General features: G+C 64.3%; 13 protein-coding genes. 7 read left to right on the top strand and 6 right to left on the bottom strand.

Going from position 1 to position 12,793, the window contains the following annotated elements; translation table 11 throughout:
- Positions 1–196: 196 nt before the first annotated feature.
- Positions 197–322, bottom strand: a complete 126-nt coding sequence (ykgO, locus tag H8B02_RS22230) for a type B 50S ribosomal protein L36 (RefSeq protein WP_002718645.1) — start codon at positions 320–322, stop codon at positions 197–199.
- 461 nt (positions 323–783) lie between these two features.
- Here ykgO and H8B02_RS22225 point away from each other — a divergent pair, with 461 nt between their 5' ends.
- The 4 genes from H8B02_RS22225 to H8B02_RS22210 are packed head-to-tail and all read left to right on the top strand — an operon-like array spanning position 784 to position 3,793.
- Entirely contained in the window at positions 784–1,668 is an 885-nt protein-coding gene (locus tag H8B02_RS22225) for an amidohydrolase family protein (protein WP_097671664.1), read from the top strand.
- A gap of 36 nt (positions 1,669–1,704) precedes the next feature.
- Positions 1,705–2,547, top strand: a complete 843-nt coding sequence (locus tag H8B02_RS22220; RefSeq protein WP_229168253.1) for a dienelactone hydrolase family protein — start codon at positions 1,705–1,707, stop codon at positions 2,545–2,547.
- The gene (locus H8B02_RS22215) at positions 2,544–3,287 is read left to right on the top strand and encodes a haloacid dehalogenase type II (RefSeq protein ID WP_229168251.1); all 744 of its coding nucleotides are present in this window, start codon (positions 2,544–2,546) and stop codon (positions 3,285–3,287) included. The genes H8B02_RS22220 and H8B02_RS22215 overlap by 4 nt, the downstream gene beginning before the upstream one ends.
- Before the next feature lie 20 nt (positions 3,288–3,307).
- Positions 3,308–3,793, top strand: a complete 486-nt coding sequence (locus H8B02_RS22210) for a YbaK/EbsC family protein (RefSeq protein ID WP_229168249.1) — start codon at positions 3,308–3,310, stop codon at positions 3,791–3,793.
- A gap of 103 nt (positions 3,794–3,896) precedes the next feature.
- Here H8B02_RS22210 and H8B02_RS22205 read toward each other — a convergent pair whose 3' ends face one another.
- The 3 genes from H8B02_RS22205 to H8B02_RS22195 all read right to left on the bottom strand — a co-directional run bounded on the left by H8B02_RS22205 (position 3,897) and on the right by H8B02_RS22195 (position 8,104).
- Positions 3,897–4,256 (bottom strand): hypothetical protein, encoded by a 360-nt coding sequence (locus tag H8B02_RS22205; protein ID WP_229168247.1) that lies wholly within the window; start codon positions 4,254–4,256, stop codon positions 3,897–3,899.
- Between the two features lie 287 nt (positions 4,257–4,543).
- Positions 4,544–6,979: a Nal1-like putative serine protease gene (locus H8B02_RS22200; RefSeq protein WP_229168246.1), complete on the bottom strand. Its 2,436-nt coding sequence runs from the start codon at positions 6,977–6,979 to the stop codon at positions 4,544–4,546.
- Positions 6,980–7,189: 210 nt separating this feature from the next.
- Positions 7,190–8,104, bottom strand: a complete 915-nt coding sequence (locus H8B02_RS22195; protein ID WP_229168244.1) for a LysR family transcriptional regulator — start codon at positions 8,102–8,104, stop codon at positions 7,190–7,192.
- Between the two features lie 115 nt (positions 8,105–8,219).
- Between H8B02_RS22195 and H8B02_RS22190 the strand changes: the two genes are divergently transcribed.
- From H8B02_RS22190 to wrbA, 3 genes are all read left to right on the top strand, one after another.
- Positions 8,220–8,972 (top strand): SDR family NAD(P)-dependent oxidoreductase, encoded by a 753-nt coding sequence (locus H8B02_RS22190; RefSeq protein ID WP_229168242.1) that lies wholly within the window; start codon positions 8,220–8,222, stop codon positions 8,970–8,972.
- Between the two features lie 71 nt (positions 8,973–9,043).
- Complete coding sequence (locus H8B02_RS22185) at positions 9,044–9,742, top strand: pirin family protein (RefSeq protein ID WP_092126730.1); 699 nt, start codon at positions 9,044–9,046, stop codon at positions 9,740–9,742.
- 92 nt (positions 9,743–9,834) lie between these two features.
- On the top strand, positions 9,835–10,434 hold the full coding sequence (gene wrbA, locus H8B02_RS22180; RefSeq protein WP_229168240.1) for an NAD(P)H:quinone oxidoreductase: 600 nt from the start codon (positions 9,835–9,837) through the stop codon (positions 10,432–10,434).
- Positions 10,435–10,502: 68 nt separating this feature from the next.
- Here wrbA and H8B02_RS22175 read toward each other — a convergent pair whose 3' ends face one another.
- Together H8B02_RS22175 and H8B02_RS22170 are read right to left on the bottom strand one after the other, a co-directional pair.
- Positions 10,503–11,684, bottom strand: coding sequence for a GNAT family N-acetyltransferase (locus H8B02_RS22175; RefSeq protein WP_229168238.1), 1,182 nt, complete (start codon positions 11,682–11,684; stop codon positions 10,503–10,505).
- Positions 11,685–11,720: 36 nt separating this feature from the next.
- Positions 11,721–12,668, bottom strand: a complete 948-nt coding sequence (locus H8B02_RS22170) for a cupin-like domain-containing protein (RefSeq protein WP_229168236.1) — start codon at positions 12,666–12,668, stop codon at positions 11,721–11,723.
- Between the last annotated feature and the right edge of the window lie 125 nt (positions 12,669–12,793).

The following is a 12,793-nucleotide window of genomic DNA, read 5'->3' as shown; positions in this document are numbered from 1 at the left end:
CGACGGGCATGGCCAGGACCGGCACGGCAAGCAGCGCGGCGATCAGGATCGCCAGCCGGCGGTTGCCAGGTCCAAGGAAGTTGAATCCCATGGCCCGAAGTCTAGACGCACAACGCCGCGCTGCAAAGCAGCACGGCGTCAAAGAGCTGTGAAAGATATGTGTTGGGATCGGCGCAATCGGCCGACCCGCGCCGGATCAACCCTGGCGCGCCTTGAAGCGGCGCTGGACCTTGTTGATCACGTAGACGCGGCCCTTGCGGCGGACCAGACGGTTGTTGCGATGGCGGCCGCGCAGCGACTTCAGCGAGTTACGGACCTTCATGGGACAATCCTGTTACTTCGAAAGGCCCGTGTTGGAGGCCGTACCTGATCAATGCCAATAGATGGCAAAATGGGATTATCCCGACAAGCGGCCTACCGCGCGGGACGGCCGGGTTCTAAGCCATCGGACCGTTAAATGTCAACCGAGATGGGCCGATTTTCGGCCATATCGCGGCCTGGAACCGGTGTCGGTCAACCTGCCACGCCATTGAGATCACATCAGAAACGGCCACCGCCGCGATATCCGGCGCCAAGCCCCGATCCCGTCGCGGCGCCCTGACTGTGGATTCATGGCCAGCGATTCGTGCTCGCGCAGTGGGCTCGCCCCCCACCCAAGGACGACTTCGCGGCCGATCCGAGCCCGCACCGCCATCGCCTTCGATCAACTCACACCGCTTGCGAAAATTGTTATATCATATAATTATTTTCCATCACCAACAAACACGCCGCCGGGGAAGCCGAATGCCCAAACTCAAACTGCCCGACATCGAAAAGGTCACAGCGATCGACATCCACACCCATGCCGAGGAGCCGTGCGGCATGCATGGCGACGACGGCTATGACGATTTCCAGGCGCAGATGGCCGACTATTTCAAGTCGCCGCACAAGCATCCGCCGACCGTGCCGGAGACCGCGGCCTATTACCGCGCCAAGAACATCGCCGCGGTGATCTTCCCGGTCGACGCCGAGCGCGAGACCGGTTTCCGCCGCTACAAGAATGAGGAGATGCTGGAGATCGCCTCCGATCATCTCGACGTGCTGATCCCGTTCGTCTCGATCGACCCGCACAAGGGCAAGCTCGGCGTCCGCGAGGCGCGCAAGCTGATCGAGGACTATGGCGTGCGCGGCTTCAAATTCCATCCGACCATGCAGGGCTTCTACGCCAACGACCGCATGGCCTATCCGCTCTATGAGGCGATCAACGAGGGCGGCGCGATCGCGCTGTTCCACACCGGCCAGACCGGCGTCGGCTCGGGCATGCCCGGCGGCATGGGGATGCGGCTGAAATATTCCAACCCGATGTACATGGACGACGTCGCGGCCGATTTTCCCGACCTCAAGATCATCCTCGCGCATCCCTCCTTCCCCTGGCAGGAAGAGGCGCTGTCGGTCGCGACGCACAAGCCGAACGTCTATATCGACCTGTCCGGCTGGTCGCCGAAATATTTCCCGCCGATCCTGGTGCGCTACATCAACTCGATTTTGCAGGACAAGATGCTGTTCGGCTCGGACTGGCCGGTCATCACGCCGGACCGCTGGCTCGCCGACTTCGCCAAGCTCGATATCCGCGAGGAGATCCGGCCCAAAGTCCTGAAGGCCAACGCGCGCAAGATTTTGGGGATCTAAGGGAGTATCGTCGGCCGCACGCCTGCGGGGCGGCCGATGACGAACCGGGCCGGACTTGCCACCCTCCTCGCCGTGCTCCTGGTCGGGAGCGCGGACGGCAAGCCTGCGGCAGCAGCCGAAGCGCCCTCTGTGCTGGTCGAGTTCGAAAGCCCACTCAACAACGCGCAGCCACTGCAGGGCCTGTTGCGGCGGCCGGAGCGACCAGGTCTCCTGCCCGCCGTGGTGTTGCTGCATGGCTGCAGCGGGCAGTGGCGAGAACTCGACGAGCGCTGGGGCAAACGCCTCGCGGCCTGGGGCTATGTCACGCTCACCGTGGACCGGTTCGGCCCGCGTGGCATCAGCAACACCTGCACCGGCGATGTCCCTGCCGCAACGGTTCACGACGCCTACCGCGCGCTGAGCTTCCTGAGCCGACAATCCATGGTCGATCCGACACGCATTGCCGTGATCGGTTTTTCGCAAGGCGGATGGCTCGCATTGTTCTCTGTCGAGCACGGCGCGATCGAGGTCAACGCGACGGAAAAATTTCGCGCCGCCGTCGCCTTCTATCCGCGCTGCCTCGGCATCAAGGGCAACATGACCGTGCCGACCCTGATCATGGTCGGCGAACTCGACGACTGGACGCCGGCGCAAGAGTGCCGGAACCTGGCGGAAGGCCGCGACGATGACGGCATCTCGCGGCAGCAGGGCCTTGGTTATCCGATCGAGCTGATCGTCTATCCCGGCGCCCATCACGATTTTGACGTGCCGCAATATCGCACACCGGGGCGGCTGCTCAGTCATCACCTCGAATTCAACGAGCAGGCCCGGGATCAGTCCATCGACGCACTCAGGAAATTCCTGTATGCGACGATCGGCGGGCAAGAGAGACCACAATGACAATCAAAGCGATCGTCTTCGACGCCTACGGCACGCTCTACGATGTCCAGTCGGTGGCCGAAATCACCGAGGATGCATTCCCCGGCTATGGCGACATCATCACCCAGGTCTGGCGCATCAAGCAGCTCGAATACTCCTGGTTGCGCACGCTGATGCGGCGCTACCAGGATTTCGCCACAGCGACCCGCGATTCCCTCGCCTACACGCTGCGCTGCCTCGGCTTGCAATATGACGAAGCGACCTTTGGGCGCATCATCGACAAGTATCAGCATCTTGCGCTGTATCCGGATGCCGTCGCCGCGCTCGAGGCGATGAAGGACAAGAAGCTCGCGATCCTCTCCAACGGCAGCCCTGACATGCTGAACGCGCTGGTGCGCAATTCCGGGCTCGACCGCCTGCTCGATGCAACCATCAGCGTCGATGCCCACAAGGTGTTCAAGCCGGCGCCCGAGGCCTACACGCTGATCGAGGAGGTGTTGAACGTGCCGCCCGCGGAGGTGCTGTTCATCTCCTCCAATCCGTGGGACGCCTGCGGCGCCAAGGCGTTTGGACTCAATGTCGCCTGGATCGAGCGGGTGACGCCGGAAGCGATGGCGCTCGCCTGCGTCGAGAGCGAGACGGTCGCCCCATTGACGATGTTCAAGGCCCTGCGTACCCAGATGGACGAGCTCGACGTCGTGCCCGATCACCGGATCCACGGCCTCTCCGAACTTCCTGCCCTGGTGTCTGCCAGATCCTGACTAGCAAGGTCCTGAACAGTATGAGTCTTGAGTCCGTCCGCGCCTTCTTCGCCGAGAAGGCGCCAGATATCTCCGTGATCGAATCCGCTGTGAGCTCTGCGACCGTCGCGCTGGCCGCGGAGGCCTATGGCGTCGAGCCGGCACGGATCGCCAAGACGCTGAGCCTGCGGATCGGCGATCGCGTGGTGCTGATCGTCGCCGCCGGCACGTCGCGGATGGACAACAAGAAGGTGAAGGCAGCGTTCGGCGGCAAGCCGAAGATGCTGGGCCTCGACGAGGTTGCCGACATCACCGGCCACGAGGTCGGCGGCGTCTGCCCGTTCGGCCTGAAGACGTCGCTGCCGGTGTATTGCGATGTGTCGCTGAAGGCATTCGACGTCGTGGTGCCGGCCGCAGGCTCGACCCACAGCGCCGTCCGCATCACGCCCGAGCGGATGGCCGAGCTGACCGCGGCCGAATGGGTCGATGTCTGTGAAGTCAGGTCTCAGACAGGAGTCAGTGCGTAGAGTTTCGGTTCTGATTGAAACAGAACCGAAGCTCTAGATTCTTGTTTTGACGCGTTTTCTTCACGCGAACCGGTGTCCACTTCGCTCGAAAACGCTCTGGACACTAATCCTCATCGTCGTCGGGCCGCGGCGGCGCAACCGGGGCTGGCTGCATCTGCTGCGGCGCGTGCGGCCGCTGCATCGTCTGCGCCTGCGGTGCGCGCCCCTGCGTTTGTGCCTGTTGTTGCGCATTCGACTCGAACACCGCACGGCAGGAACTGCCAAGCAGCGCCGTGTTCTGACGCAGGCAGGCGACGATCCGGTTGGTGTCGGGAATCTGATCGCTGCACAGCCGCATCACGTCAGGCGTGCACGCCATCTGCTGTTCCCAGGTGCCGCGATACTCCTGCGATAACGCAGGCGCCGCAGCGCCAAGGCCGCCGATCGCGATCGCTAAGCTCAGGACAATCCGCTCCGTCTGCATGCCCAGTGCCCTTGTTCGTTGAGTTCGGTTCGTTGAGTTCCATTTCATCCGCGCGCACGGGTTCCGCGCGGCGACTTGCTTCGAAAATGGCAAATGAATGCGGCCAAGGATCGTTCGCGCAGACAACAAAATGTGAAGGCCAATGAGCCCAAGTTCCCGTCCGCATGATGCAGGAGCGGGACGCTGATCTGGAACTCCCGCGTGTCGCAGCCGATGCGCTTCAGCTCGCCCCGCGTGCGGGGAGAGGGAGCGCAGTGCCGTCGCGGTCGACCCAATCTCGGCATGCTTTAGTGCTTGCGCGCCGCCTTGCGCGTCTTTCCAACCGACCGCTTCCTGGCCGCGCCGCGCTTGGTCGCGGTCTTCTTGCTTGCGGCTGCGCGGCGGACCGGGGCGGCCGCAGCCGGACGCTTGCGCGGCACGGCCTTCTTGACCGCCTTCCTGGCCGAACTCTTGGCCGCTTTCTTGGCTGCCTTCTTCGCGGCTTGCGGGCGCGCGCGCCGTGCCGTCGATGCACTCCGGCGCCGCGCTCCGCCTCCCCCGACGGGAACGATGTGGTCGTCCGCATCGAGTGTGAGCTGCTGGAGCGGATACGCAGGAAGGAAGCTCGGATCGTTGTAGAGCTTGCTCAGACTGCCCTGATCGAACTTGCCGCCCTGCCCGCGATCTTCACCCGCGCCGGCGCGCCAGGCCGCTTCCCAGACCCGGGCCAGGGTCTTGGCGCCGTCCTGCATGCAGGCCGCCGTCGCATCCTTCAGCTTCGACCACAGCACGTCGACTTGCCCGCTCCCCATGTGCGAGTTGAACAAATTGACGATCGTCATCGGCGGCAGCCGCTTCACGGTTCGCTGCATCAGCGCGACCACGGCGACCGCGGCATCGCGCCCGGTCGGCGTGCCGCCCGCAACGATCTCCGCGACGTCGCTGGTCCGGGCGTCGGGGATCATCTTGATGAGATCCTTGCCGTGGCGGCCGATCATCGTGGTCTCGTACACGCTGTGCACCTTTGCGTGCGTCTTGTCGTTCAGATCGAGGCCATGGTGGAATTGCGAGATGTGCAGCGGCTGGCAGGCATCGCCGATGTAGTGCGCGGCGATCCCCGCGGCGCAGACGAACTCGAGCTTCTTGTTGGCGGCGGCATATTCGACCATCTCGTCGAAGATCTGCCAGACCCGGAACGGCAACGCGCCGCGGCGGTCCTCGCCGATCCCTTCGTAATAGTCATTCCAGACTTTCGGATCGACATTGCGCGTGGACTCGGCGCAAAGATCCAGCAGCGTCTTGCCGTCCTTGCCCGGCTTGTCCATGTCGGCGAAATGGTTGCTCTCGTCGGTGTGCCGGGTGAAGCGCCAGACCAGGTCGGCAACGTCGGCCAGCGGCGCGAATGCGCCACGCTGATAGGGCTTGAGGTCGGCAAGCAGCTTGTCGTCGAGGCCGATATTGTCGGAATTGGCGTCCATCATGGCCGAGAGCTTGGGAAGCTTCGCATCGATCAGGCCGGTCGCATAGGCGCCGATCTTGACGTGTCCCCATTCGCCCCAATACTCGGTGTGGCCGGCGTTCCAGTCGCCGATCAGCTCGACATCGAGCTCGCGGCACAGCGTCGCCATGCAGATGCCGAGCGCGACCTGCATCGGAATCTTGCCGCCTGATCCGAACAATTCCTGGCCGCCCCATTCGAGCGCCAGGGGACTGAGGATGCGCGCGCCGCTGGCGTTCCTCTTCGCGTCCGGATCGTCGAGAAACCAGATCGTGCCGGAATCGCCGGGGTAGTTGTTGAGCGGCGTGTCGCTGTCGCGCGGACCGATCACGAAATCGCTGACATATTCCATGCCGCCGACGGTCTTGTAGCGATAGAACAGGCCGATGATCTTGCCCTTCATCAATCCGCTGGTCGCACCGAACGCGATCAGCGGCTGGTTGATGATCTCGAGGCGGAAGGTGCCGACATTGAGATCGACGACGTCGCCGACCTGGCCGACGCCGTAGACCTGCGCGGTCCAACCCTTGACGTCGTCGACGCGGATCAATCCGGCATCGAGATTGGCCACCACGCGCGCGCCGGGCCAGCCGGGATAGACGTCGCTGAAGGCGCGCTTGCCGAGTTGCAGCGCATCGCTAACGCCGAGACGGCGCTCCGTGTTCTTGAAGCCGGCGAAGATCTCGCGCCCGGCCGCGCCGACCACGTGGCGGTTGGAGAGTGCAAACACGGTCTCGCCATTGGTGACGAGACAGCCGATCGAGCCGCGGTGGATCTTGCCCTGGATCATGGTCTGGACCGGGAAGCCGCCGCCAACCAGATCGCTCTTGAACACCGGCGGATCGACGACGCCGGGGCTGTCCTCGTTCGGATCGACCTTGACGACGCAGGTGGGCACGACGCGCCCGTCAGGCAGATACAGGAATGGCGGCACCAGCTGGTCCTGCTTCTCCGGATGGTTCTTCAGCTCGGAGCGCTTCATCCAGTCCCGGACAAAGACGAGGATGCAGGGCCACGACCAGTCCTTGACCGACGAATTGAACAGCGTGCGCGGTCCGAGCGCCTGCGGCTTGGAATGGTGCCGCCGTTCGGTCGCGTTGCGGTCGTTGTCGCGGATCAGATAACGGCCGATCGCCGTGGCGTAGACCGATTGCAGATGGGCCAGATGCACGTGATAGGCCTCGCGGGCATCGAGCAGATCCTTCACCGACAATGACGTGAAATCATGCTTGGTCAGATCAATCATCTGGTTCCTCCGAAAATGCGCTTTGCGGCAACAGGTTCAGGACGCAGAAATAGACGATCGCGGCGGCCCACGATCATGGGTTAGTTCACACAACTTATACAATTTAAAAGGGATGACACGAATGTGACGGGTCGCGCGGCCTTCAGCCGCGTGTGCGGTGCCGACTACTTCCGGTGAGCGCGGCTCTCTATTTCCGCTGGGCGCGGCCTTTTACTTCCGCTGAGCGCGGCCTTTGGCGAAATGGCTGGCGAGGAAATCCGCCAGCACCTCGACGCGGGCGGGACGCGGGCCGCCGGGCGGGGTGACGAGATGCACGGCGCCCTCAGGCTGCTTCCAGCCTTTCAGGATCACCTCGACCTCGCCACGCGCGATCGCGTCGCCGACGATGAAGTCGGGCAGGTCGGCGATGCCGAGGCCGGCGAGCAGCGCGGGCATCACGGCCTCGCCATTGTTGACCCGCAACTGGCCGGCGGGGCGCACGCTCGCCTGTTCGCCCGACGCATTGGTGTAGTGCCAGACGCCCTGGGTCGAGAGGTAGGCGTAGCCGAAGCATTTGTGCTCGGCGAGATGCATCGGATGGGTCGGCCGACCGTAGCGCTTCAGGTAGGACGGCGCTGCCACCGTATAGCGCGGCATGCCGCACAGCCGCCGCGCGATCAGCGAGGAATCCGGCAGCCGCGCGATGCGCAGGCCGGCATCAAAGCCTTCGCCGATCAGATCGACCGTCGCGTCGCTCAGATGCAGATCGATCGTGACCTCCGGATAGGCCTCCATGAATTGCGGCAGCAGCGGCGCCACCGTCTTGACGCCGAAGGTCATGGGCACCGCGAACCGCACCAGGCCACGTGGCGTGGTCGATTGCGCCAGCGCCTCGCTCTCGGCGGCCTCGCCGTCGGCCAGCAGCCGCGCGGCGCGCTCCGACAATTTCTGGCCGGCATCGGTCAGCGCCAGCCGCCGCGAGGTGCGGTTGAACAGCCGCGCGCCGAGCCGCTCCTCGAGCCGGCTGACCGCCTTCGAAACCGTCGCCTTGGACAGCGAGAGTTCCGTCGCGGCCGCCGCAAACGACCGTAATTCCATGACTTTTGCGAAGATCGCGAGCGCCTCGAAGTCCGGCAGTTTCGACATGGGCCGCTGTCCTGATCGTTCAATTTGGAAACAATGAGTTTCAATAGTTTCTATTTCTATACCACAGCCGGAGGCATATCCAAGTGCCATCAAATTCAATCGGTGGAGAAATCCAATGACCAAGAAGCTCTCAGGCAAGGTTGCCCTCGTCACCGGCGGTTCACGCGGCATCGGTGCGGCCAGCGCCCGCGCACTCGCCGCGGAAGGTGCCAGCGTCGCGATCAGCTACGTCGCGTCTCCCGAAAAGGCGGAAGCCGTCGTCGCCGAGTTGAAGGGCAAGGGCGTCAACGCCCGTGCCTACAAGGCCGACCAGGCCTCGTCATCCGATGTCGATCAGCTGGTGAAGACCGTCGCCAAGGATTTTGGCCGGCTCGACATCCTCATCAACAACGCCGGCGTCGCATCCGGCGGTGCGGTCGACGATCCCAAGGCCGACACCGCGACGCTAGCCCGCCAGGAGGCCATCAACGTCGACGGCGTGATCACCGCGATCCGCGCCGCCTCGAAGCTGATGGGTGAAGGCGGCCGCATCGTCACCGTCGGTTCGATGCTCGCCGATCGCGCCTCGTTCCCGGGGCTTGCCGACTACGTCGCCAGCAAGGCGGCCGTCGTCGGCTACACCAAGGGCGCGGCACGCGACCTCGGACCGCGCGGCATCACCGTCAACGTGGTGCAGCCGGGCTCGATCGACACCGACATGAACCCGAAGGACGGCGGCGAGTTTGCCGAGACGCAACGCTTGCAGCACGCGCTGCAGCGCTTCGGCCGCCCTGAGGAAGTCGCCGCCGGCGTCGTGTTCCTTGCAAGCCCGGAAGCATCCTTCGTGACCGGCACCGTGCTCAACGTCGACGGCGGCTTCGGCGCCTGACCGCAAATCATCTGGAGACGCCGGGCGCGGTGCGCCCGGCCCCCAAACCATTTACATCAAGGGAAATGACCATGATCGAACTCAGACCATTCGCAGAGCTTAGCGGTGCAGACCATGGCTGGCTGAAGGCCAAGCACCACTTCTCGTTCGCGAGCTACTACGATCCCGACAATGTCAGCCACGGCGCGCTGCGGGTGTGGAACGACGACGAGATCGCACCCAACTCCGGCTTCCCGGCGCATCCGCATGCCAACATGGAGATCATCACCTATGTTCGCGAAGGCGCGATCACGCACCAGGACTCGCTCGGCAACAAGGGACGCACCGAAGCCGGTGACGTGCAGGTGATGAGCGCCGGCAGCGGCATCCGTCACTCCGAATACAATCTGGAACCGTCCAAGACCAAGATCTTCCAGATCTGGATCGAGCCGACGACGAAGGGCGGTCACCCGACCTGGGGCTCGAAGCCGTTCCCGAAGGCGGACCGCTCGGGCAAGCTCGTCACCATCGCCTCCGGCATCGCCGGCGACAACGACGCGCTGCCGATCCGCGCCAATGCGCGGGTGCTCGCCACCACGCTGAGGGCCGGCGAGAGCGCGGAATACGCCGCCGACAAGGCCCGCCACCTCTATCTGGTGCCGGCGGCCGGCAGCATCGAGGTCAACGGCGTGCGCGTCAATGCGCGCGACGGCGCCGCGATCCGCGATGAAGCCAAGCTGAAGATCACCGCGCTCGAGGATGCCGAGCTCGTGCTCGTCGACGCGGCCTGATCACCACTCACCCTGCATGCGCGGACAAACGTCCACGCATGCTCCTCCCCCCAAATCATCTTCCCCTACCTCAACCCCCAAAGGAGGCCATCATGGCCAAGGTTCTCGTTCTCTATTACTCCGCCTACGGTCACATCGAAGCGATGGCGAATGCCGTCGCGGAAGGCGCGCGCGAAGCCGGCGCCACCGTCGACATCAAGCGCGTGCCCGAGCTCGTGCCGGCCGAAGTCGCGAAAGCCTCGTACTACAAGCTCGACCAGCCCGCGCCGATCGCCAAGATTGACGACCTCACCAACTATGATGCGATCATCGTCGGCACCGGCACCCGCTTCGGCCGCATGTCCTCGCAGATGGCCAACTTCCTCGACCAGGCCGGCGGGCTCTGGGCCCGGGGCGCGCTGAACGGCAAGGTCGGCGGCGCCTTCACCTCAAGCGCGACCCAGCATGGCGGCCAGGAGACCACGCTGTTCTCGATCATCACCAACCTGTTGCATTTCGGCATGACGGTGATTGGACTGAACTACGGCTTTGCCGGACAGATGAAGCTCGACGAGGTCACCGGCGGCGCGCCCTATGGCGCCACCACGATCACCGGCGGCGACGGCAGCCGCCAGCCCAGCGAGAACGAGCTCGCCGGCGCGCGCTATCAGGGCCGCGCGATCGCGGAGGCTGCCAGAAAGCTGCACGGCTAAGCTTCGCGGCTTGCTACGAGGCAAATGCGATCAGGACGGCATTCTCGTTCGGGAATGCCGCCCTTCGCTCAGTCGTCCTCGCGCGAGGGCGCCGACTTGCCGAGCGCCTGCTTCAGCCGCGCGGTGAGGTCCGGATAGCGACGCAGCGCCAGCACGGCGCGGTCCCGCAGCGCGGAGGGCCGCCCGCGCCAGCTCAAGGGTGCGCTGAGATCGACCAGCGGCGTGCGCTGCGGTCTGAACCGCCGCTTATAGGTGTAATTGCCGATCGAGAAATCGAACTCCCGCACACCGTCCTTGTGCAGCGCTTCGATGGTGCGATCGATGATCAGCCGGCCCGGCGAACAGGCCGACCATTTCTCGCCCGCATTGCTGATGCGGATCATGACGTAGCGCGAGCCGGTGCGGACGCCGAGCAGCGTCGCCACCACCTCGTCATGGGTCGCAAGTGCGGTCATGACAGCATAGCCGCGCGCGGTGCCTTCGCGCACGAGGTCGCGATAGAAGGCGGCGCAGTCCGCATTGTCGAGCACGTAATTGAGCCCAAGACCGTTCAGCCGCGCGCCCTGCTGCACTTCCGTGATGGACAGAAGGTTCAGCGCCTCGCCGGTATCCGTGGCGACTCTGAACGAGGCGGACGGCTCACGCGTGAACACGCGCCAGCTCCGTCCCAATTCCTTGCGAACCTTCCGGTTCAGCTCGTAGCGCCAGGCGTTGTGGTCGTCACCGATGGTCAGCAGATTGCCGTTGACGACCGACGGTCCGATGCCATCGAGCAGCGCCAGCGGGTTGGATCGCGTCGCGAGCTTGACCGGCATCTTGCGAAAACGGATCAGATCGGCTCCGCCGGGCGCTTTGCGCAGCGCGGCCTGCAAATCACGCCAAAACTGCCATGCAGCGACGTCGTCGCGCGGTGCGGCGGGGCCAAGGATCGGCGCGTTGAAGTCGGTGAGGTTAAGATCGGCGAATTCGACGATGCGGAGGCTGCCTTGCCGGTGACAGATCAGCGGCAACAGTGCAGCCCGCTCGCCGGTCGCGGCATCGCTGACGATTGCGATCAGCGGCTCGACGCCATCGGTCGACGCGAAGGCCCGGTACCATGACGCATACCATTGCGGATGCTGGAACGCCGTAAGCGGCTCGAAGGTCCCCCAGCGGGCGGCGGCATACGCCCAATCGGAAACCAGTTCGACGCGATAGCCGACCGCATAGGAAGCGACCCGCGCCCCGAATTTCTCAACCGCTGTCGTCAAGACCGTCATTCCAGCACCTGCTACCGGCAAGCCCGCTTAGGCCGCCTCCAACGCCGCCTTGGGCAGGTCGACGATCTTGCCGAGATCGCTCTCGTCGAGGCGGAAGTCGATCGCGCGCCGAACGGCGCGTTCGCGCTTCACCCATTTGCCGTCGCGCAGCAGCTTCTGCATCACCTGCTTGGCGAAGAAGGTAGGGCCACGGATGCTGCGGCTGCGCGGCGTGTAGCCGAAGCGATGACGCAGCATGCCGTTGGCGAGATGCAGGATCTGGGCGCGGCGGATGTCGTCGTTCACATAGGAGATCGTCATCGAGATGTTGACGGTATCGAGGTTCTCGACGCGGTGCGGCGCATTGAGCGGCCAGTTCAGCATCTGGCCGGGTTCGAGATCGATCACCTGCGCATGCCAGTCATACCAGGGCTCGTAGGGGATATCGACCTCGACGTCGAACAGCGCGATGTTCTCCAGTTGCTCGGGCCGGATGAACGGCTGCGTGCTGGGATAGATGTAGACCCGCTTGCGGCCGGCGATCTGGACCAGGCCCTGCCCCGGCAGATCGGCGTGGTAGTAGACCTGTGCATCGGGCGACGAAATCAGGATGCCGGCCTGATGGGTCGGCGCATCGAAACCGGGAACCTTGGCGGCGATCTCGCCGAACATCCGCTCGATCATGTCGCGGTAGCGGCGATCGATCGCGGTGACGTTGCGCAGGTTCAGCCACAGGCCGCCGCGCGAAATCGCCTCGATCACCTGATGGCCGCGCAGCCTGCCGATCTCGCCCTCACGCCAGACCCGGCTCGACCCCTTGGCGCCGGTCTTGACCAGGCTGTAATGCTCGCGCGGATAGTGCTCGATCAGCTTGGCGAGATCGTCCATCGAGAACGCCGGCTGCTTGTGCATGGTGTGCTCGAGCCGGATCGGCTGACGGCTCCAGAGCCTGGAATGGTTGTCATCCCAATTCGCAAAGATCTTGCCCGTCGTCATGGTCGCGCTCCTGGCTGCGCCGTTTCGCTTCATCCGATGTCCCGTTCCGGGACGAGCTGGCAGCTCTTGGACAGGGATTGGCAAGAACGGTGCCGTCGCGTATGCGCGCGGGGTTACGCAAAGCT

The sequence above is a fragment of the Bradyrhizobium altum genome (genome assembly GCF_020889705.1).
GTDB lineage: Bacteria > Pseudomonadota > Alphaproteobacteria > Rhizobiales > Xanthobacteraceae > Bradyrhizobium > Bradyrhizobium altum.
This window is presented reverse-complemented; position numbering and strand designations above follow the sequence as displayed.

What these genes read in the sequence shown, in the direction of transcription:
- ykgO (WP_002718645.1), bottom strand. Translation starts at nt 322, where the DNA reads ATGAAGGTCCGTAACTCGCTGAAGTCGCTGCGCGGCCGCCATCGCAAC.
- H8B02_RS22225 (WP_097671664.1), top strand. Translation starts at nt 784, where the DNA reads ATGCCCAAACTCAAACTGCCCGACATCGAAAAGGTCACAGCGATCGAC.
- H8B02_RS22220 (WP_229168253.1), top strand. Translation starts at nt 1,705, where the DNA reads ATGACGAACCGGGCCGGACTTGCCACCCTCCTCGCCGTGCTCCTGGTC.
- H8B02_RS22215 (WP_229168251.1), top strand. Translation starts at nt 2,544, where the DNA reads ATGACAATCAAAGCGATCGTCTTCGACGCCTACGGCACGCTCTACGAT.
- H8B02_RS22210 (WP_229168249.1), top strand. Translation starts at nt 3,308, where the DNA reads ATGAGTCTTGAGTCCGTCCGCGCCTTCTTCGCCGAGAAGGCGCCAGAT.
- H8B02_RS22205 (WP_229168247.1), bottom strand. Translation starts at nt 4,256, where the DNA reads ATGCAGACGGAGCGGATTGTCCTGAGCTTAGCGATCGCGATCGGCGGC.
- H8B02_RS22200 (WP_229168246.1), bottom strand. Translation starts at nt 6,979, where the DNA reads ATGATTGATCTGACCAAGCATGATTTCACGTCATTGTCGGTGAAGGAT.
- H8B02_RS22195 (WP_229168244.1), bottom strand. Translation starts at nt 8,104, where the DNA reads ATGTCGAAACTGCCGGACTTCGAGGCGCTCGCGATCTTCGCAAAAGTC.
- H8B02_RS22190 (WP_229168242.1), top strand. Translation starts at nt 8,220, where the DNA reads ATGACCAAGAAGCTCTCAGGCAAGGTTGCCCTCGTCACCGGCGGTTCA.
- H8B02_RS22185 (WP_092126730.1), top strand. Translation starts at nt 9,044, where the DNA reads ATGATCGAACTCAGACCATTCGCAGAGCTTAGCGGTGCAGACCATGGC.
- wrbA (WP_229168240.1), top strand. Translation starts at nt 9,835, where the DNA reads ATGGCCAAGGTTCTCGTTCTCTATTACTCCGCCTACGGTCACATCGAA.
- H8B02_RS22170 (WP_229168236.1), bottom strand. Translation starts at nt 12,668, where the DNA reads ATGACGACGGGCAAGATCTTTGCGAATTGGGATGACAACCATTCCAGG.